Source organism: Facklamia languida CCUG 37842, assembly GCF_000245795.1.
Taxonomy (GTDB): Bacteria; Bacillota; Bacilli; order Lactobacillales; family Aerococcaceae; genus Facklamia; species Facklamia languida.
In genome coordinates this window covers 665,909-686,540 of the sequence record NZ_JH601133.1, presented here as the reverse complement: position 1 = coordinate 686,540, position 20,632 = coordinate 665,909, and the positions used below count along the sequence as shown (strand labels likewise).

General features: G+C 43.9%; 18 protein-coding genes and 1 other RNA gene. 12 read left to right on the top strand and 7 right to left on the bottom strand.

Annotation, left to right across the window (positions count from 1 at the left end; all coding sequences use genetic code 11):
- Window positions 1–448: 448 nt before the first annotated feature.
- The 5 genes from HMPREF9708_RS03155 (at window position 449) to ffs (ending at window position 5,320) form a co-directional block, all read left to right on the top strand.
- Window positions 449–928, top strand: coding sequence for a CtsR family transcriptional regulator (locus tag HMPREF9708_RS03155; RefSeq protein WP_006308648.1), 480 nt, complete (start codon window positions 449–451; stop codon window positions 926–928).
- An 11-nt stretch (window positions 929–939) separates the two neighbouring features.
- Window positions 940–3,417, top strand: a complete 2,478-nt coding sequence (locus tag HMPREF9708_RS03150; RefSeq protein WP_006308647.1) for an ATP-dependent Clp protease ATP-binding subunit — start codon at window positions 940–942, stop codon at window positions 3,415–3,417.
- Between the two features lie 105 nt (window positions 3,418–3,522).
- Window positions 3,523–3,876, top strand: coding sequence for a hypothetical protein (locus HMPREF9708_RS03145; protein WP_006308646.1), 354 nt, complete (start codon window positions 3,523–3,525; stop codon window positions 3,874–3,876).
- 71 nt (window positions 3,877–3,947) lie between these two features.
- On the top strand, window positions 3,948–4,487 hold the full coding sequence (tadA, locus tag HMPREF9708_RS03140) for a tRNA adenosine(34) deaminase TadA (protein ID WP_006308645.1): 540 nt from the start codon (window positions 3,948–3,950) through the stop codon (window positions 4,485–4,487).
- A 736-nt stretch (window positions 4,488–5,223) separates the two neighbouring features.
- Window positions 5,224–5,320, top strand: an RNA gene (ffs, locus tag HMPREF9708_RS08105) — signal recognition particle sRNA small type.
- A gap of 64 nt (window positions 5,321–5,384) precedes the next feature.
- On the opposite strand, the gene HMPREF9708_RS03135 is transcribed toward ffs, so the two are convergent.
- Together HMPREF9708_RS03135 and HMPREF9708_RS08675 are read right to left on the bottom strand one after the other, a co-directional pair.
- Window positions 5,385–5,648 carry a tyrosine-type recombinase/integrase gene (locus tag HMPREF9708_RS03135; RefSeq protein ID WP_040447747.1) on the bottom strand — a complete coding sequence of 88 codons (264 nt, stop codon included), beginning with the start codon at window positions 5,646–5,648 and terminating at the stop codon, window positions 5,385–5,387.
- 393 nt (window positions 5,649–6,041) lie between these two features.
- A complete protein-coding gene (locus HMPREF9708_RS08675; protein ID WP_198004251.1) occupies window positions 6,042–6,239 on the bottom strand; it encodes a DUF5626 family protein in 198 nt (65 codons plus the stop codon).
- Between the two features lie 191 nt (window positions 6,240–6,430).
- On the opposite strand from HMPREF9708_RS08675, the gene HMPREF9708_RS08670 reads away from it, so the two are divergent.
- The 6 genes from HMPREF9708_RS08670 (at window position 6,431) to HMPREF9708_RS03105 (ending at window position 11,986) form a co-directional block, all read left to right on the top strand.
- On the top strand, window positions 6,431–6,523 hold the full coding sequence (locus HMPREF9708_RS08670; protein ID WP_408610322.1) for a hypothetical protein: 93 nt from the start codon (window positions 6,431–6,433) through the stop codon (window positions 6,521–6,523).
- Between the two features lie 408 nt (window positions 6,524–6,931).
- On the top strand, window positions 6,932–8,254 hold the full coding sequence (locus HMPREF9708_RS03125) for an ABC transporter substrate-binding protein (protein WP_006308643.1): 1,323 nt from the start codon (window positions 6,932–6,934) through the stop codon (window positions 8,252–8,254).
- A gap of 81 nt (window positions 8,255–8,335) precedes the next feature.
- Window positions 8,336–9,241, top strand: coding sequence for a carbohydrate ABC transporter permease (locus tag HMPREF9708_RS03120; protein WP_083826846.1), 906 nt, complete (start codon window positions 8,336–8,338; stop codon window positions 9,239–9,241).
- Complete coding sequence (locus HMPREF9708_RS03115) at window positions 9,238–10,101, top strand: carbohydrate ABC transporter permease (protein ID WP_006308641.1); 864 nt, start codon at window positions 9,238–9,240, stop codon at window positions 10,099–10,101. The genes HMPREF9708_RS03120 and HMPREF9708_RS03115 overlap by 4 nt, the downstream gene beginning before the upstream one ends.
- 17 nt (window positions 10,102–10,118) lie before the next feature.
- On the top strand, window positions 10,119–11,252 hold the full coding sequence (locus HMPREF9708_RS03110; protein ID WP_006308640.1) for an ABC transporter ATP-binding protein: 1,134 nt from the start codon (window positions 10,119–10,121) through the stop codon (window positions 11,250–11,252).
- Complete coding sequence (locus HMPREF9708_RS03105) at window positions 11,252–11,986, top strand: glycerophosphodiester phosphodiesterase (RefSeq protein WP_006308639.1); 735 nt, start codon at window positions 11,252–11,254, stop codon at window positions 11,984–11,986. The genes HMPREF9708_RS03110 and HMPREF9708_RS03105 overlap by 1 nt, the downstream gene beginning before the upstream one ends.
- 21 nt (window positions 11,987–12,007) lie before the next feature.
- Here the strand turns inward: HMPREF9708_RS03105 and HMPREF9708_RS03100 are convergent, their stop codons facing one another.
- The 5 genes from HMPREF9708_RS03100 to HMPREF9708_RS03080 all read right to left on the bottom strand — a co-directional run bounded on the left by HMPREF9708_RS03100 (window position 12,008) and on the right by HMPREF9708_RS03080 (window position 17,286).
- Window positions 12,008–12,586, bottom strand: coding sequence for a hypothetical protein (locus HMPREF9708_RS03100; RefSeq protein ID WP_006308638.1), 579 nt, complete (start codon window positions 12,584–12,586; stop codon window positions 12,008–12,010).
- A 161-nt stretch (window positions 12,587–12,747) separates the two neighbouring features.
- A complete protein-coding gene (locus HMPREF9708_RS03095) occupies window positions 12,748–13,479 on the bottom strand; it encodes an MBL fold metallo-hydrolase (RefSeq protein ID WP_006308637.1) in 732 nt (243 codons plus the stop codon).
- On the bottom strand, window positions 13,480–14,535 hold the full coding sequence (locus HMPREF9708_RS03090) for an ABC transporter ATP-binding protein (protein ID WP_006308636.1): 1,056 nt from the start codon (window positions 14,533–14,535) through the stop codon (window positions 13,480–13,482). It abuts the gene before it with no gap.
- Window positions 14,532–16,262, bottom strand: coding sequence for an ABC transporter permease (locus HMPREF9708_RS03085; protein WP_006308635.1), 1,731 nt, complete (start codon window positions 16,260–16,262; stop codon window positions 14,532–14,534). The genes HMPREF9708_RS03090 and HMPREF9708_RS03085 overlap by 4 nt, the downstream gene beginning before the upstream one ends.
- A 16-nt stretch (window positions 16,263–16,278) precedes the next feature.
- Entirely contained in the window at window positions 16,279–17,286 is a 1,008-nt protein-coding gene (locus tag HMPREF9708_RS03080; RefSeq protein WP_006308634.1) for an ABC transporter substrate-binding protein, read from the bottom strand.
- 521 nt (window positions 17,287–17,807) lie between these two features.
- On the opposite strand from HMPREF9708_RS03080, the gene HMPREF9708_RS08380 reads away from it, so the two are divergent.
- Window positions 17,808–20,632 (top strand): Ig-like domain-containing protein (locus tag HMPREF9708_RS08380; RefSeq protein ID WP_006308633.1); only part of this gene is annotated, 2,825 nt, incomplete at its 3' end.

Below are 20,632 nucleotides of genomic sequence, written 5' to 3'. Positions count from 1 at the left end.
AAAACGAGGAGCAGAACCCCATATCTTGTGTTTAGGACACTTCACTTAAGATAGTATAATGATTTTATCCATAAAAAACAAACATTTTTTTAAATAAAAAAGATAAGTTTCATACTAATTTGTACACATCAAGCTTTAGAACATTTTAAGAAAATATGGGCCGACTTTCCAGACCAGGATCCTAGCATTTTTTAACTGAAGAAGGCCGCCTCTGCCTTTAATTATCGACGGGATCAAGTCACCTATAAGACCCTACAGTTAACTCTCTTGATAATGTCGAGTAGACCCAGCCTGGAGAAATTAGGTCAAGGAAGACAGTCAGAGTGGACGAGCACTTGTCCAGTCGGACCTTAGACTAATTTTGACCAAATGACTTGTCGAAGGGGTCCTTTTTGGTTATAATAGTCAAAGAAAGTCAATGTTAATTTAACGAATGGAGGTGGTGCGTGTGTCGCAGCGGAATATGTCGGATATCATTGAAGCCTACTTGAAGAGCTTCTTGCAGAATACCCATTATTTAGAGATTCGGCGCAGTGATATTGCCGATCACTTTGATTGTGTTCCTTCGCAGATTAATTATGTGATCAACACGCGCTTTACTCAAGAACATGGTTATTTTGTTGAGAGTAAGCGTGGGGGCGGGGGTTATATCCGCATCCTGAAAGTGGAGTTAGCCAATGATGCAGCCGAAGTGGATTCCATGTTGGACTTAATCGGGGATAAATTATCCTATCGAAATGGTGTCGCCATCATTGAAACGCTGGTTGATAAGGAGATTATTACTGCCAGAGAAGGGCGGTTGATCCTCTCTGTGATTGAGAAGTCGGTCTTACATAGTCTCTCCAACCAAGACCAAATGGCGCGCGCCCTATTATTATCGACCTTTCTTCAAGAACTCAAATATGAACTGAAAGCAGAAAACAATTAAGAGGTGATGGAATGTTTGAAGAGTTATTTACTGAAAGTGCCCGCCAAGCCATGCTCTATGCGGCGGAACATGCCTACTATTTAAGACACCAAGCCGTTGGCACGGAACATATTCTCTTAGGTCTCGCCAGAGAAGAACGTGGGATTGCGGGAACGATTTTACGTGAATTTGGGGCGGATTATTCTGAACTCCTCCATGAATTGGAAATCATTCATGGCAAAGTGAGCCAGCCCCGCACGCAGGGGGAAGCCATTATTCCTTATTCTCCTCGGGCCAAGAAGGTGATCATGAATGCCTCGACGGATGCCAAGCGACTGGGGGCAGCCAGAGTGGGAACGGAACACCTGTTATTGGCCTTAATTAAAGAAGAAATCTTAGCGACGGTTCTCTTAAAGAACTTGTCCATTGATTTGGGCCAACTGCGCCAGGCGATCTTTGAAGAAATGGGGGTCAGTCCTCAGAAGAAGTCGGACCAACAGAACCGCCGGCAAGCCAAGGCAAACAAGAATCAAGCCTCCGATTCCCCCACCCCGACCCTGGACAGTGTCTCCAGAGACTTAACCCAACTAGCCCGCGATAATCAGTTGGACCCTGTGATTGGCCGTGAAGAAGAGATTCGGCGCATGATCCAGATTATTTCACGCCGGACCAAGAACAATCCGGTCTTGGTGGGCGAACCCGGGGTTGGCAAGACCGCGATTGCCGAAGGACTTGCCCAAGCCATGGTTTCAGGCAAGGTGCCGAAGGAATTGATGACCAAGCGGTTGATGATGCTGGATACGGCGGCCCTAGTGGCAGGAACCAAGTACCGCGGTGAATTTGAAGAGCGGATGAAGAAGATTATTGAAGAGATCGCCCAGGAGGGTCAAGTCATCCTCTTTATTGATGAACTTCATACCTTGATGGGGGCTGGGGGAGCCGAAGGTGCGATTGATGCGGCCAATATCCTGAAGCCGGCCCTTGCCCGCGGTGAGATCCAAACGATTGGTGCTACGACCTTTGACGAATACCAAAAGCATATTGAGAAGGATGCCGCCTTGGAGCGCCGCTTCTCCAAGGTGGTGATTGATGAACCTACACCTGCTGAATCGATTGAGATTATCACCGGCTTACGGTCTAAATATGAAGACCACCACCAGGTCGAGATCACGGATGAGGCGATTGAAGCTGCTGTTAAATTAAGTGCCCGTTATTTGACGGAACGCAAGTTGCCAGACAAGGCAGTGGACCTCATTGATGAAGCAGCTGCCAAGGTCCGGATTGAACGCGGACAAGATCCTTACAATATTCAAGAATTAGAAGTCCAATTAAAGGCGATCAGTAAGCGGAAGGAGCAGGCCATCCTGGAGCGGAATTTTGACTTAGCAGCAGACTTGCGCGAAGAAGAAGTCAAGGTCGAAGAAGCCATCCAAAAAACCGCGAATAAGAAGAAAAAGACGGACCAAGACCAAGTGGTTGAACGGCCATGCGTGACCAGTGAAGAAGTCAGTGAAGTGATTGCCATGGCAACCGGTGTGCCTATCCACCAGATGAATCTAACAGAATCGAAGCGGTTGGTTCACCTAGAAGAGGAATTACATGAACGAGTGATCGGCCAGGATGCAGCCGTTTCATCGGTGGCCCGTGCCATCCGACGGGCTCGGTCTGGCCTCAAGAGTCCCCAACGTCCGATCGGTTCCTTCTTATTCTTAGGGCCTACCGGGGTTGGTAAGACTGAATTGGCTAAGACGCTGGCAGATTCCATGTTTGGCTCACAAGAGAATATGATCCGAATTGATATGTCCGAATACATGGAGAAGCACTCCATCTCCCGGATGATCGGGTCCCCTCCCGGCTATGTCGGTTATGATGAGGCAGGCCAACTCACTGAGAAAGTGAGACAGAAGCCCTATTCAGTCATTCTATTAGATGAGATTGAAAAGGCCCATCCCGATGTCTTTAACCTATTACTCCAAGTCTTTGATGATGGTCAGTTGACGGACGGCAAGGGACGACAGGTCGACTTCCGCAATACGATCATTATTATGACCTCCAACTTGGGGGCAACCGCGCTACGTGATGACAAATCAGTTGGCTTTGGGGCGGTGGATTATAGTCATGACTTCAAGGCCATGGAAGCACGGATTATGGAAGAGTTGAAGCGGGCCTTTCGACCAGAATTCTTGAACCGGATCGATGAGACGATTGTCTTCAAGTCCTTGACCAAGGACCAGATTCGTGAGATTGTCAAGCTCCATACTGCTGTGATCATTAGTCGCTTAGCCGATATGGAAATTAAGGCCAGAATTACAGAAACAGCTGTGGACATCATTGCCGAAAGTGGCTTTGATCCAGAATATGGCGCGCGTCCGATCCGACGTGCCATCCAGAAGCAGATTGAGGATGAACTCAGTGAGATGTTGCTCGATGGGTCGATTGAATTAGGCGACCAGATTACCATTGGTGGCCGGTCTGGATCGATTAATATTAACAACCGGTCCAAGGCCTAGACAGACCTCAAGCATATTATTATTAATCACCTAGCATTGGTGGTATAATGAAGGTGTTCAATTAGATAATGATTAACCTGATTCCAGATTAGAGGAGGAAGTCAAATGAGTAAAAACAATCAAGGTCTTGGAAAGTTCTTATTAGGAACTGCTGCTGTCGCAGCTGTTGCCGGTCTTGCTATTTATGCGATGGTGGATGAAGATACTCGTCACCATGTTCAAGGTGTTGTCAACCGTGAAAAAGCCAAAGCTTATGTTAAGCATAAGTTGAATGGTAGCGATCGGTTAGTAGCCATTGTTGATGAACTTTCAGATGCTGAAATTAACAGCTTAATGAAGTTTGCTAACTCTTCAAATCAAGTCACTTCTAAAGTCAGCGATGGTTTCAATGAAATCATGAAGTTGGCCAAAGATGCTGCCAACGCAGCTGGCGATAAAGTGCAAGACTTATTAGACTAAGGGTAAGCCCAAGGAACTCCCTGAATCAGGGAGTTCCTTTTTTTGATGGCGTGGAAAGAGAGGTGAGGTCCGTGATTCAAGTTGACCAATTGAGTGATGAAGAACGTAGGGACCATGAGGGCTGGATGCGGGAGGCCCTCTTGGAAGCTCGAAAGGCCGCCCAATTAGGTGAAGTCCCGATCGGGGCAGTGATCGTACGAGACCAGCAGATTATTGGCCGCGGTCATAATGTCCGCGAAATGGCCCATCTGGCCACTGGCCATGCGGAGATTCAAGCCATTCAAGCCGCCAACCAAACCCTGGGTGCCTGGCGGCTCGAAGGGGCCCGGCTCTATGTGACCTTAGAGCCGTGCCCGATGTGTGCTGGTGCTGTGGTCATGGCTCGGTTGGACCAGGTCATTTATGCCGCACCAGATCCCAAGGGGGGATGTGCAGGCTCTCTGATGAATTTACTGGCAGAAGACCGGTTTAACCACCAACCGCAAGTGGTTCAGGGGGTCTTAGCCCAGGAGAGTGGGCGATTAATGCGGGACTTCTTTCAGGGCTTGCGTCAGCGCAATAAGGCGCGCCGCCAAGCCAAGTCGGACGATCTATCAACAGGCGGCTGTTAATAAGTCGGGTTTATCCACAGACTTATCAACAGGATTATTGAACATGTTATGATTTTACGGAATAATGGGTAATAACTTTCTAAAAGCAGGACGTAACGAATGAATAAAATCACTGGGGACCGCCCTCCAAAGCCAAGTTTTTCCGGGCTAGGCTCACTAGGCATTGCCTAAACGGTAAACCGGTAATAAATAAAAGCAGGCAGTTCCAATGCTTAACTAAAGGGGATCGCCCTCCAAAGCGATGCTTTTCCGGGCTCGATCCGCTAGGCATTGCCTAAACGGTAAACCGTAAGGCAATGCACGCTACGCGGATCGTCCACTTTCCTTTGATTAAGCATTGGAACTGCCTTCCTTTTATTATTGATCGTTCTGAAAACTATAAAAATAAAGGTAACTTTATATATTAGTTAACCTATTAGAATCAATCATAATTAAGTATTGCCCAAAAATGACGAAGTCTATTTATTTCAGGTAAAGGGATGAGATCGAGTAAATAGGTCATTGAATAAGTAAGTTATGTGAATAATAATCAAGCATTTTTTATAATGAAGCTGAGTAAATAAACTTCATGAGGTCTATCTTTCACTCTTCCTCTTCAAGAATGATATTTAAGTCAAAAAAATACAGAGTACTATATTGATTTAAATGATAAGAAGCAGATCGTCACCTTTTAATCTTTATTACAGCTTGAATATAGACTAGAGCGCAGACCTTTACAAACCAGACCAGCCATGGTAGAATAAATTAAGGCAATGATGGAGTCACGAACCGAGTCAGGACCGGAAGGTAGCAGCTATAAGTGACGAAGTCATGTGCCGTTTTTTTATGGTCAACAATCTCTATTCTAGAGCGATTCAGGGATGAAAAGATCCAAAAAGCAGCAAAAAAGTAGCAGAATTATATTGAAATTTTGGCGATTGCTTCCTTGAGCTCACTATTCATTTGCTCCGAGAAATGCGCATAGACTTTTAACATTTGCGTGTCAGACCAACCGACATGTTCAGCTATCAGCTTAGAAGGTACATTATTTTCAATCATACGAGTGATAAAAGTATGTCTATAAATGTGTGTAGTTAACGTTTTGCCATCTTCAAACTCATGAAGTATTTTAATGATGGCGGGCAAATTTAAAGGTTCACCATTCTTTCTAAAGAACAGCAAATTATTATCTCAAATTCCATAAACCATTCGAAGAATGTTTCTTCGTTGGTTTATTTTTTTATCAATCGTAAATTTCAAGTATAAAAACTACTATTTATTCACCTAACATAAAAAATTAAAGTAGCTCTCAAAAACTGAAAGCTACTTTAAATAAACATTTGCTTTTCAACTTATAACGGCTAACTACCCAGAATACTCTGAAGAGTACCACCGAATAAAGGTAAGTAAGTAAGCACACATATTACAGCCGTAACAATACTAGCTATTTTATAAGACTTCTTTTTATGTTCATCCCTTTCCTTATACCAAAGAAAGAGGAAGATACCTAATAATATAGGAGCCAATACTAAAAATATTTTAAAATTAGTAAAAGGACTCATTTAAAATCACCTCTTAAGGAATATCATAAGTAGTAACTAAATTCTTGTCTGAAATAGTAGCTTTTAACCTACTACTAGTTCCAGCAGGGAAGCCTCTCCAAAAAAGACTTATTTTAGCAGGTAAAGTAGCTTGAGAAGAATTAAATGTAAGATCACCCGATTCAATCGCATAGAAAAATCCGTTATGCCAAGCATCATAAGCGTTAACTATTTTCCCTTTTCAATTTTTATATAGGGATTAATCAACTAATCCCTATATAAAGGGTATCAAACCTCCAAAAATATAACAAAAGATTAGCACTAAAATTATTTACAACAAGAACAATTGCTCGTACGGTTAGCCATTACCATTCGTTATTCCAGACATTACAAAAATGATGGATATAATTAAATAGACATTTTATTATTCCAAGAAAATTTAGCAAAGATGCGAGAGAACATATTTTCTATTTTACGATTGAAAAAGTCGAATCTATCTATAGTCATTACGAGTAAAGGTAGCAAAAAATATAACTTCTTATACTCTTGTGTGTAATTAGAAGTTCTGCAAAAGCTGCAATAAAGCTAAATAGACACTATTGTATATACGCGTAAAAGTCTGATAATGAGTCATGTGCTGTTTTTTTTATGGTTCAAAATTCTATTCTGATGGAATTTATTGATAGAAGTATCCCAAGAGTAACAGATATTAGCCCTTTAATAGGAAGGCAGGCCTCTTTTTGAGGCCTTTTTATTTTGACCCATTTAGCTTTTCAATCCGATTGGATGCTGTCAGCATTTAAGCCGGTTGCTTGTGTACTTTTACATAAAATTTACTTTGGATTTACACTAAATTAACAATGGCTTGCTATATTAGGACTATCGATCAGGATAAAGAAAGGTCGAAATGAAGGAGGATATCAAATGAAAAAAACACTCAAGCATTTAATGATGGGTCTTCTATCAGTTGTGATGGTATTGGCTGGATTGGCTCCCTTTGGCCAAACGGCTCATGCTCAAGAACCCATTAAGTTAACTTTCTGGCATGGTATGGGAGGGTCAACAGGTGAAGCCCTTCAAAAATTAGTCGACCAATTCAACGAATCCCAAGATGAAATCGTCGTTGAAGCGCAATACCAAGGATCTTACGATGAGACCTTAACCAAGTTACGTTCTTCTGCTTCAGGTTCTGAAGTAGGGGCAGATGTGGTCCAAGTCTTTGAACAAGGCCTACAATTCATGACGGATTCTGGCTTAACAACACCAATTCAAGACTATGTGGATGCTGATAATTTTGACCTTTCTGAGTTTGAACCTAATTTATTAGCTTATTACACCATTAATGATTCTTTACAATCCATGCCTTTCAACTCTTCAACTCCAATTATGTACTATAACAAGGACATCTTTGACAAGGCAGGCATCACTGAAATTCCAACCAACATGCGTGAAATTTTTGAAATTGCACCAACCCTAGTTGAGAAGGGTGGCGCAACCATGGCTATGTCAACAACGATTTATGGTTGGTACATTGAACAATGGATGAACAAGGGTGCCTTTGACATCTTCGACAATGGAAATGGCCGCGATCAAGCAGCAACCAAGGTTGCCTTTGATGAGAATGGCGGAATGGCTAAGATCCTCCAAATGTGGAAAGACGGTGTGGACAGTGGCGCAATGCCAAATGTTGGCCGTGAAGGCGGAAGCCCTGAATTCGTTGCAGGTCAATCTGCTATTACAATTGGTTCAACTGCCAGCCTTCGTCAAATCTTAACCGAAGTGGATAACCGTTTCGAAGTGGGAACAGCTTATTATCCAGGGATCGATGAAGAAGACCAAGATGGCGTTTCGATCGGTGGGGCTTCGCTTTACATCATTGATTCCGGTGACCAAGCCCGTCAAGACGCTGCATGGAAATTCATCCAATTCCTTGTTTCAGCACCTTCTCAAGCTCAATGGAATGCGGATACAGGTTACTTCCCTGTGACAACTGCTGCGCATGAAGAAGAGACCTTCAAGAAAAACTTAGAAGAGTTCCCTCAATTCCAAACAGCGATTGACCAATTACATGATGCAACCCCTGAATCACAAGGTGCCGTTTCAGCCGTCAATCAAGAAGCACGTCAAATCTTTGAAGCAGAGCTTGAAAATCTCTTAAATGGTAACAAGGATGTTCAAACAGCTGTGGCAGATATGGCAAGTCAAGTGAATAAAGCCCTAGAAGATTACAACGCTGCGAACAACTAATCAATGCCTTGCGAATGCGACTTTAAGAGCTGGGTTGTAAGCATTTAGCTTACCCCCCAGCTCATTTTTATGAGATAGGAGATGACTATTTTGACAACGCCAGGTAGGAATGTCGTGGTGGTTAAGGAAGAGAAGACCTTGGCGAAGAAGGTCCAACCTTTTATCTACTTATTACCCGCGCTTTTAATTTTGGCCTGCTTTATGTTTTGGCCGTTTATCCAGACCATTTATCGGTCTCTTTTTCTAACGGACCGAATGGGAGCCAATGCCAGCTTTTTGGGCTGGGGAAACTACGCGGAATTGTTTACGAGTGCCAGTTTCTGGAATTCAGTTCTGGTCAGTTTGAAATTTGTCTTGATTGTGGTGGTCACGGGGGTCTTGATTGGATTTACAACGGCCTTACTCTGCCAAAAGACCTTTCCCGGTATTAAGTTCTTCTCAGCGTCCTATGCCATGCCGATGGCAATTGCTTCAGCCGGGATGGCCATGATCTTTCAAGTGATGTTGAATCCTACAGTGGGGGTCATTAATAAGATCTTTGGCATGACCACGTCATGGCTAACCAATCCAGACCTGGCACTGTTTGCGGTGGCCTTTCTAACGGGCTGGTTGAATTCCGGTATGAACTTCCTCTACTTCTCATCAGGCTTAGCCAGTATTGAGGATAGTTTATATGAAGCGGCTTCCATTGATGGGGCCAATAATTGGCACCAATTCACCAACATCACCCTGCCTTCCTTGAAGCCCACCCTCTTCTTCGTAGTGGTCACCAATGTTATTAATGCCTTCCAAAGCTTCGGGCAGATTAACATCTTAACCAAGGGAGGCCCTGGCCAATCCACCAACGTGATTGTCTACGATGTCTATCGGAATGCCTTTATGAATTATCGCTATGGCTTTGCCTCGGCTGAATCGGTCGTCTTATTTGTGATTGTGATGATCTTAACGATCCTGATGTTTATGACTAGAAGGGAGCGAAAGGTATGACCCAACGACAACTGAGTCCCATTGAGAAGAAGTATATCCGGCAAGCACGCTGGGGACGGGTGGCCTTAATTGGCTTAAACCTCTTGGCCTGGGTCTTTATTATGTTCCCTTTGATCTATGCCTTTTTGATGGCAGTCAAGCCTTCGGGTGAATTATACAATCCCGATTCTGTCCTCTTTCCTCAGCATCCAACCCTGGATAACTTTGTGGATGTCTTTAAGATTGCCCCCATCGGGACCTACATCCGCAATTCCATGATTGTCGCGATCTCCGTTACCCTCTTGCAGATTGCCACGTCTCTCCTGGCAGGGTTTGCCTTCCGCTTCTTGAATTTCAAGGGCAAGGGGATCTTATACGCCTTAATCCTTTCCACTATGATGATCCCAGGCGAAGCCGTGATCATTTCACAATTCTTAATGGTTTCAAAGTGGGGCTGGACCGATACCCTTTATGTCTTGATCATTCCTTATATGGTCTCCGCATTTAACATCTTCTTGTGTGTCCAATCTCTTGAGAATTTCCCCTATGAGGTCTATGAATCCGCTAAGATTGACGGCTGTTCGGATAGTCGCTTTGTCTTTACCATCTTGATGCCCCTAATTAAGCCGACTCTTGGGGCCATGGCGGTTCAATCCTTCTTATCAGGCTGGAATATGTATATGTGGCCCCTCTTGGTGACCAATAATGACAAAGCGCGGACGGTTCAGATCGGGATTTCCATGCTCAATAGTGTGGATTCGCAATCGCTGGTTCTCATGGTAGCGGGTGTGGTCCTCTGTATGATTCCGAGTCTCTTAATCTTTATTGTGGGTCAGCGCAATATGGTCAAGGGCTTAACAGCTGGTGCGGTCAAAGGATAATTGAAGGAGGAAAGTCAATGGCAAAGTTACGCTTAATCGACGTCGCTAAAATTTATGAAGATGGCTATAAGGCTGTCAAGAATATTAACTTAGAAATTGAAGACCAGGAGTTTATTGTTTTTGTCGGGCCATCAGGCTGTGGGAAGTCGACCACCTTGCGAATGATCGCGGGATTGGAGACCATTTCAGAAGGGGAGTTGTGGATCGGGGATACATTGGTCAATAATATCCCAGCTAAGGACCGAGATATTGCCATGGTCTTTCAGTCCTATGCCCTCTATCCCCATATGAATGTCCGGGATAATATGGCCTTTGCCCTCAAGATGCAGGGCTTTAAGAAGAAGGAGCGCTATCGTCGGGTGGAACAAGTGGCTCAGGTTCTCCAATTGACCCCCCTTTTGGATAAGAAGCCAGGGGCCTTATCCGGTGGTCAGCGTCAGCGGGTAGCACTTGGCCGGGCCATGGTGCGCAGCCCCAAGGTCTTTCTTCTGGATGAACCCCTTTCCAACTTGGATGCCAAGTTGCGGGTCTCCATGCGGGCAGAAATTACTCAACTCCACCGGGAGCTGGGTACAACCTTCATCTATGTGACCCATGACCAGACAGAAGCCATGACCATGGGGACCAAGATTGCGGTGATGAGTGAAGGGAATATTGAACAATTTGATACACCGGCCAACCTCTACTATAATCCAGCCAACAAATTTGTGGCCGAATTTATAGGATCGCCCATGATGAACCTCTTTAATGGGCACTTGGTTCAGGATGGGGATGGACCAGCGGTTCAGATTAATGACCAACGCTTCCCCTTAGACGAAAGCAACCGGGCCAACTTAAAGGTCGACCCAGTAGGGCAAGCGATTTACGTCGGTATCCGGCCGGAAGACTTGCATTATACCGATAGTCTCTCTACCCCCAGCACCGTTCAGGTAACCGCTAAGAATGTGGAACAAGTGGGATCGGATACCTATGTCTATTTTGACTTCAAGGCGTGTGAGAGAGAATCGGTTGCGCGGTTTAATCCGGCGCGACCGGTTCGAATTGGTGAACAAGTCTACATTCATCTGAATATGGAGAAGATTATGCTTTTTGACAAAGAAACAGAACAATCCATTCTCAACCGGATTGTTGGAGAGGACTTTAGTAAATAATGACAGCGATTATTGCCCACCGCGGATATTCCGCTTATTATCCTGAGAATACCCTCTTAGCTTTTGACAAGGCGGCAGACTTTGATATTTGGGGGATCGAGTTAGATGTTCACTTAACCAAGGACCAAGAGGTGGTGATCATTCATGATGAACGGATTGACCGGACCTCTAATGGCCAAGGCTATGTGAAAGATAAGACCCTCAAGGAATTGAAAACCTTCGCCTTCTATGGGGACTTTCCCCAGACACAGGTTAGCCATCCAGAAGCCATTAAGATCCTCACCTTAAGAGAATTCTTCGAATGGTTCAAGCCCTTGTCCATTAAGGTTAATATTGAATTAAAGACCAATATCTTCCGCTACCAGGGGATCAATGAACGCGTTTGGGGGTTGATCCAAGAATTTAATCTGGCCGACCGGGTCTTGATCTCATCCTTTAACCATCACAGTGTGGTGGACTTTATGAGTCTCGCCAAGGGTTCCGCGGTCGAATTCGCCTTCCTAACAGGGGCCTGCCTCTTAGAACCAGGAAGCTACTGCCAGCAGTATGGTGTGGGCCACTACCATCCCTACTTTGTCAGTCTAGAACCAGCAGACTTAATCAACTGTCAAGACCAAGCCATTCAGGTCAATCCCTATACCGTCAATGACCCAGAATTGATCCAGCAGGTTGCGGCAATGGGGGTTGATGCGATTATTACGAATTATGTCGAGCGGGCCCTCGATTTGGTCTAGGACTCGTGACCGCCGCTTAGGCTAGAGCGCCATCTTGGGGTGGCGGTCGACGATCTCCCTATTCGCCGCCAAGGTCGCCTGTCCCTTAGGCGTTAGGACATAGCGTCTTTGGTCATAGAGATCGGCTAGGTCGCCTTCTGGATAATGGGCGAGAACGGCTTGGATCAGGTCTGACTTGTTGAGCTTGGAGTAACCCTTGACCCCCTTAGCTTTGAGCCAGGCTTTAAGCTGGGGGCTAGTGACCAGGTCCAAGGACTCGGTGGCGGATTGAATGCGGACATAACCAGCTTGGACCAACTTGTCAATGTCTTGACCATTAATACCATAATCGTATTCGAAATACTTGCTGATCCAGGTGTCCGAGGTATAGGTACCTAGACTCACTCGCCACAAGAGGATGATATGGCCAGGTAACAGGCCTTCTGGAGTGCGGATCATCTGCCGCTTAGCGACTGGCCGGCTCTTACCCAAGTTGAGGTCTTCTAACCAAGCTGGTAAGTCACGATCCGGCGAGATGTAGGGGACCTCAGCATGGGCTTGGTAGAGGCCCTGGACCCGGTCTAGGAGAAGATTATTATTTGTCGAATTAGACTTTGACATCATGAGCCTCCTTGTTGATTGTTGGATGTATTATACCATCTCACTCTGTCAGGATCGAATCAAGTGTAAGAAAAGACCAGCCTTTGAATGGACTCAGGGGCTGGTCTTATTGGTATGGAATAGAAAAGGGAGATAGAACCTTTAATGAGACCGGCGATGATTTAGCCGCCATAATCAGCTGCTAAGATGGCCCACTGATTCGGGTATTGTGCGGACAATTGTGAACGAACCTGGTCGAGGTTGAGGTCGCTCGGCAGGTGGGTGAGGATCACTTGGTCCACTTCCGCTTCATGGGCCAGATGGATGGCCTCTTGTGGCGACATATGGCCCTGACCGCTCGAATGGAGACTTCCTTCAAAATTCGTCGCTTCGCAGAGTAAAACCTGGCACCCTTTAATGACTTGGCTTAGCTGGGAGAAGTAGGCTGTATCCCCAGTATAAGCTATTGTCTCATCCTCGAATTGCATCTTCATACCATAGCAGAGGATGGTATGGTGGACTGGGAAAGGCTCAAATTGAATCCCAGCCAATTCAAAAGGTGCTTGTTCATTGATTAAGTGGATATCGAGGATAGAGGGATCGAGCAGGGGATGAAGATAGCTAGGAATCGGTGGTGCATAGAGGGGTAGAGGATCTTGAACAATTCCTTGCTTCATCAGAACCTTCCAGGCGTGCTGATAATGGAGCAGGTCGGCCGCGTGGTCGTGATGCCAGTGTGAGAGGACCAATCCTTGAAGCGTTTCATAGTGATGTTGAGCGGTATAACTCGCGGCACTCCCAGACCCCATATCCAGGATGACATTGCCTAAGGGGCCTTGAAGGAGGTAGCTAGAACTCCCTGAACCTAAGTTGGGGAAGCCTGCCCAGTATCCGAGGATGGTCAACTTAAGCATTTAGATCCCTCCTTGACCCTGAGGTACGATCGCCACCCTTGTTCCAAGGGGGAATTTTTGAGTGTAGGGGAGGCTGGCTTGGATGGTTTGATGGGCTAATTGGATGGTGTAATGGTAGTGTTGGCCTTGAAATTGTCGAGTCTCAATCCGACCAATGAGTCCTTGAGAATCATTGGATTCAACTGGTAATAACTGAATGGATTCGGGCCGGACGAGGTAGTAATTTTGATCCTTAAGGGACTGTGGCGTATCATGATCGGACCAATAACAGTCCGTCCCTTCCACTTGAAAGAGATGGTTCTCCCAGCGTCCCTTGAAGAGATTGGCTTTACTGACAAATTCACTAACAAATTGGCTGGCGGGCTGGTAGTAAATCGTTTCAGGGCTGGCAATCTGCTCAACGGTTCCTTGGTTCATGACCATAATGCGATCGGCCATCGCTAAGGCTTCCCCCTGGTCATGTGTCACATAAACAATCGCGGCTTGCGTTTGTTGGTGTAGGCGTTGGATTTCACTGCGCATCTCAATTCGTAGCTCTGCATCCAGTGCACTCAAGGGTTCATCCATCAATAATAATTTGGGTTCTGTCACAAGCGCCCGCGCCAAGGCCACGCGTTGCTTTTGACCCCCTGATAATTGATGAGGATAATGATCTTGTTTATCTTCTAAATCGACCATGGCCAGTACTTCTTGAATGCGTTCTTTAGGGTTTTTACGATACTTTTCAGGGACAAAGTGGTGATGCTTTAAGGGGAAGAGGAGGTGCTGACTGACCGTCAGGTGTGGCCACAGGGCAAAATTTTGAAAGACCATGCTAATGTTGCGTTGGTTGACGGGAATGCGCTGCTGGCTCGTTGACACGACGCGCCCCTCTTCGATAATTTGTCCACTGGTTGGAAGGTCAAATCCAGCGATCAGTCGAAGCAAAGTGGTCTTGCCACAGCCAGATGGTCCCAGGATGGCGATAAATTCATTGTCATGGATGGTCAGGTTGATCTCTTTCAAGGCTTGATAGTCTTGGTAGTTTTTTGTTAATTGATTGATTTGAATACTCATTGGATCCACCTCTTTCGTCTCAGGATACCTGCTAACAGGAAGACGACTAAATAAGCTAGGAAAATCAAACCGACAATCAGGCTAGAAAAAGCCGTCGCATTCAATGTGTAGCCCGCTTGTTGATAACTTAGTACTTGAACCCCGATGGTCTTCGCTTGGGAAGAATAGAGGAGGGAGGAGAGGGTTAATTCAGTCAGGGACTGCAAGAAGACTAAGAGGGTTCCATTAAAGACAACAGGAAGAATCAAGGGAATAAGGAGGGTGCGCCATTTGGTCCAACCCGTCATCCCAGCGACTTGCCCCGCTTCTTCGACCGACCGATCGATTTGATTAAAAGCGGTCACCCCACTGCGAACTTGGATAATCATAAAGCGCGATACATATGCCAGATAAAGGATCCAAACAGAACCATAGATACCTGGATTCCAACCAGGCAGGGGTTGCATCCAATTGAAAATCATGGCCAAGGCAAAAACCGTACCCGGTAAAGCATAAGGGGCAGTCATCATAGCTTCCAGGTACCGGGTCAAACGATTGTTTTCCCGGGTCCTTTTGTAGGCAAAGAGGGTTCCTAGGATAAGGATAATCAGCGCGGAAATCCCAGCTAGCTTCAAACTAGTCAGGATGGCTCCTTGGGTTTGGGGGTTGGATAGAATGAATTGGTAGTTTTTGAAGCTGAGGTTATCCCAAGTGAATGGAAGGCCGACTGCCTTGACTAAGGGAGAGCAGACCAGTGAGATTAAGGGCATGATGCTTGTTGTTACCAAGAAGAGGGCTACGATGGCTTCGATGAGCCAGCGCCTTCGACCTAGAGAATAGCGCGGTCTAGAATCGAGCTGATGGGTTTCGATGACTTGTGATTTGCGGGTGATGAGCCATTGAATCCCCATCACTACCAAAGCGATCAGTGTTAAAAGAACCGATAAAACAGCTGAGCGATTAAAAGCAGTGGGTCCAAAGCCAATCACCTGTTGGTAAATATAAGTGGTTAAAACGGTTATATGAGCGGGTGTCCCTAAGAAAGCAGGAATCCCAAAGTTATCTAAACAATTCAAAAAAGCGATAAATATCCCCCCCATAATCCCCGGTAATGCCATAGGCAAGGTAATCTTTGAAAAGACTCGCCACAAGGAAGCACCACTGGAGCGAGCGGCTAATTCTGCATCTCTTGGAATCCTTCTAAAAGCATTGACTGTAAAGAGATAAACCAAGGGGTAGGTCGTCAAACCCATCACAAAAATGATCCCACCGAGACTGTAGAGGTTGATCTTAATTGGTTCGACTAGCAGAGCGGATAGGAGCTGGGAGACCAGCCCTTTTGGACGGAAGAATTGAACCCAAGCCAAGGAAGCAACGTAAGATGGGATCACAAGCGGTAAGAAGGTTAAGAGTTGGATGACGGACTTAAATCGAATGTCTGTATAGGCGACGATCCAGGCTAGGGTGATCCCGATCAAGGAGGCTAAGATGAGGGAACCGAAGACAAGGTGGAGGGTGTTGCCAAGGACCTCCCATGTTCTTGGATCACTTAGGATGGTTTGATAGTGCGTTAAGGACAAGTGCCCCTCTTCTTGGATGCTCATCCAGAATAGACGTAAGATTGGCAAGGCAAAGAAGAGAACCACTAATAATAGTAGGATAAAGTTCTTTAAAGATTTTTTAAGAAGCGTTGAGGGAATCCTAGTCAATGAGGACCCCTCAACGCGCGGTTCAGTTGGAATTTTCAAGGGTTACCCCCCTAGGTTATTCGGCGAAGAGTTTGTCGAAGGCTTCTTTATCCGCTTCGCGATTCTCAAATAATTCTTTCATATCGGCAGAGAGCACGGCATCAATTTCATCAACGGACCGTAGACCTTCAGGCGCCTCGATCCCTTGACGGATGGGGGCATAGCCTAACTCTGCTTGGAGCGTTTGTCCCGCTTCAGACAAGAGGAAGTCCACAAAAGCTTTCGCAATTTCTTCTTCTTCCGTTGCCGCCATAATACCGATTGGTTCAGTGATGACAGGAACTCCTTCCTTAGGATAAGCGAAGGCAACAGGAGCGCCATCCTTGGCAGCTCTTTGGACCAGGTAGTCGACAATCATACCAAATGACCGCTCGCCACTAGCGACAGACTCGAGCACCCCACCATTACCTTTCGTGACCATCGGCTGATTGGTTTGGATTTGTTGGTAGAAATCCCAGCCAAAGGCTTCATTACGAGTCAAGACACCCAGATTATAGGCAGCAGCTCCTGAGTAGAGAGGACTTGGCATCGCAAAGGCATCTTTGCTAGCTTCATCAGTAAAGAGATTCCATGAATCTGGTGCTTCGGTGATGGCATCTGTATTATAAATAATACCAGTCGCCAGTGTCTTAGTCCCTGTGTAGTAATCATCAACATATTGAGAATCAATCGCTTCCGTCTCCGGCGAACGGTATTCTAAAAGCAAGTCGCGTGATTTAAAGCCTTCAAAGGTAACTGCATCAGCAAGTAGGACCACATCGGCTAAGACCTGACCTGCTTCTTCCTCAGCATTGATTTTGCTGACGACTTCCTCTGTTCCAGACCGGTAAATATTAATTGTCACATCAGGGTAGAGCTTATTAAATTCTTCGACTAACTTCGCCGCATCTTCGTCTGGTTGTGACGTATAGAATTCAATCGTACCACTTAGAGCATCTTCCGCATGACTGGGACTAGGTGCTGTCATGGCAAGAGCAGAAAGTCCAAGCCCCACTAAGAGTGTTCGTTTAATTAAATGTTTCAAGGTGTCAACATCCTTTCTGATTTGATCATTCGATAAGGTGTCAAGAATCTTATGACCCTTCCTGAATTGTAACAAGGCAAGGTAAATTCTAAGTAAAAACGATGTAAAGAAAATGTAAAGATGCAGGGTCACACAAAAATCTATCTATGGAAAACAAGGTGGGAAAATAGATCGAATTATGACCATTGTTGGTCCGCCAAAAGGGAGGGAGAGTCATTAAAAGTTGAGGAAGTAATTTTCTGTTATTTAACTAAATCTTATATTAAATTAAGCTTGTCTCTTTAAGAGAGAAAGGTTTGTTATTAGATGTTTCTATTCAGGGAATATAAAAATACAAGTAAAGAAATCAATTCAATTTAACATTTATAATGAACTATTTGTACAATGTGTGATAGTCGTTTTCTATCAGAAAGTTATACAGCTATATTTTCCTATTGAATTTAACGAAAATAGTTTTAAAATATGAAAAGGGATTATAGGTTGCCCTAAAAAACCTAAATTATTGGATAGGAGAACAAATAATGAAAAAAACACAGAATATGAAGCTAAATAAAATTTTATTTCGTTTAGTGTCTTTCTTCATGGTAATTGCAACCATGGTTCCTATGCTGACTATTAAGCAAGTCTTCGGTCAAGACGTAGAAAATACAAATTTGCCGCACAATTTCACTGTTCGTAAAGTTGATCAAGATGGAAAACCATTAAAAGGTGCTATTTTTGAATTTAAAGATGCACAAGGAAATCTTATTGACGGTATCCCAAGAGAGGGAGAAGACGGGGTTATTGATTACCCAATAACAACCGGTGGAAAGCATACCTTAAAGGAAAAAAAGGCTCCCAAAGGATATGTGGCGGATACTAAAGAGTATACCATTCCGATTGGCGTTCCTTTCACTGTTCCACAAAAAGGTGGAAGGAATGTTTCAGACAAGGTTGTATTATTAAATTCGTCTTCTCGAATTTTAAATCCATCAAAGAGGAAGGGTGCAAGTCAGAATGTTATTTATCCAAACGAAGCAGTAGGGTTAGAATTAGCATATGAGTTAGGCTTTGTTGATGATTTACCTGATGACATCAAAGCTGGGGATTATTTTACGGTTAAGTTAAGTGATAATTATGATCCTACTGGTATTTCACCGATACAAGTATTAACAGACAAAATATCATTAGCAAATAATTTGGGAGTTATTGCGGAAGCTACATATGATCCGACAAACAAAACGATTAAATATACTTTTACAGATTATGTTGATACTTTTAAAGTATTATCTGGTACGACATCTATTGGGGGATATGTTGACCGATCAGTAATAACTACAAGTAAAAAAGGAGAAGTTTTTGGGTATACTATCGGTGATTCTTCTTTAGGTATGACTTATAAAACTGAACCGATTGATATTGATTATCGGGAGAAGGAAGCACATCAAGTTGCAAATCAGGGAACCTTGCCATTCCAGACACCACCAAATCTTAAAGGATTTCCTTCGGTAGGATCGCTTGTTGTAAGTTCAGATTTAAATAAGAACACCTTCCGACAAATTATCTATGTCAATCCATTAGAAGGGAATCAACAAACTACAACTAATACCACATTGACTTTTTCAAATCGAGGAAATCAAAACTCCATTACCAATGCAGCTGGTGCTAATATTAAAATATATAAAGTACCAACTGCAAGTCGCAAATATATGCCATATAGTTATGCCTATAATCAAAAAACCTTCGATGAGGGTATCGAAAGTGGTGAGGTTCTAGATTTCTCAGAAAAGTTTGATATTGATAGAGTTCAAAGGACGACGGAATCTAGTTTAGATAAATTTACGATAAACTTTGGAACGGTTGATCCAAGAGACTCTTACGTAATTGTTGTGGATGGTAAATTTATTAATCTAGATGAGACGAATGATAATCCACAATATCTATCTCAAGTATTTTATGATTTTGATGATATTAAAGTAAATAAAGATCAAAATGGACTTCAACGTCCGGATGTTGAAAGTATTATAAGAAATAATGCTGTAAATTATACACCCTCCTCAGCTTCAGGAGATGGCGAATCCGGTATTACGATTGTTAATAATGAAGGAATCGATATTTTTGCACAAAAAGAGTGGTCTAATGTAAGTGATGCTGAAGACAAAACAATTATTTTAAAATTATTTGCTAATGGAGATGAAAAACAATCAATTATATTAAACGGTAGTACCGATAGTTACACTTCAAACGAAGGCGAATACTATCCATGGCGTGCTGGATTTTGGAATCTGCCTCCTTACGATGAGAATGGAGACTTAATAAAATATTCAGTTAAAGAGTACTCTGTTAAAAATGGAAAAGAAGTTGAGGGATTAGAAGGGTTCAAAACAACTTATAGTTCAGAAGAACTGACTGCAGAAAGCTCAAATAAATTTATTACAGTAACAAATACAAAAGAAGACGAAAAAGTTACTGTATTATCAGAAAAAGTATGGCAAAAAGATGGTAAACCAACTGAGAAGAATGCCAAACCAACAGAGGATACTCCAGATGTCTACTTCCAATTAATGAATGGTGATAGTAAAGCTGAAGTTCCGGAAGGACAATCAAACCCTGTTCAATATACAGGTAAAACAGTAAGTTGGGAAAATCTACCAATAGTCGGTGCTGACGGAAACGACATTCAGTATACCGTCAAAGAGGTTGATAAAGGCGGTAATGATTGGAAAGCTCCAGGCTATACTGTAAGTGAACCAACCGTTCAAGACGCCGTGGCTAATGATCCAGACACTGAAGAAGATGAAACACAACCGAAAACATTTACCTTCACTAATAATTATGAAACGACTTCAGTAAAAGTAACTAAAACATGGAAAGATGTTCCGGAAGGTGCAACAAAACCAGATGTTTACTTCCAATTAATGAATGGCGAAGAATTAGTTGGTGAACGTAAACAATTACCGTCTGACTCAACGAAAGTAGAGTGGACTAATCTACCAAAAGTTGAATTAGATTCAGAGGGTAATGGAGAAAAAATTCAGTATACGGTCAAAGAAGTAGATAAAGACGGTATTGATTGGAAAGCAGATAATTATACTGCTGGAAAAGTTACTGCTGTCGAAGGCTCAACAAATGAGTTTACTGTAGAGAATACCTATACCGCAAGTCCAGGTGAAGCGACCATCACCGCAACCAAAGTCTTAACAGGACGTGATTTAGCGGATGGTGAGTTCGAGTTCGTCTTAACCGAAACCACAGAAGGTGTCGAAAAACCCCATACTGAAACGGTGACCAACGTTGGAGGTAACATTACCTTCGCCCCAATTAGCTATGAAAAAGCTGGTACTTACACCTATACAATCACTGAAAC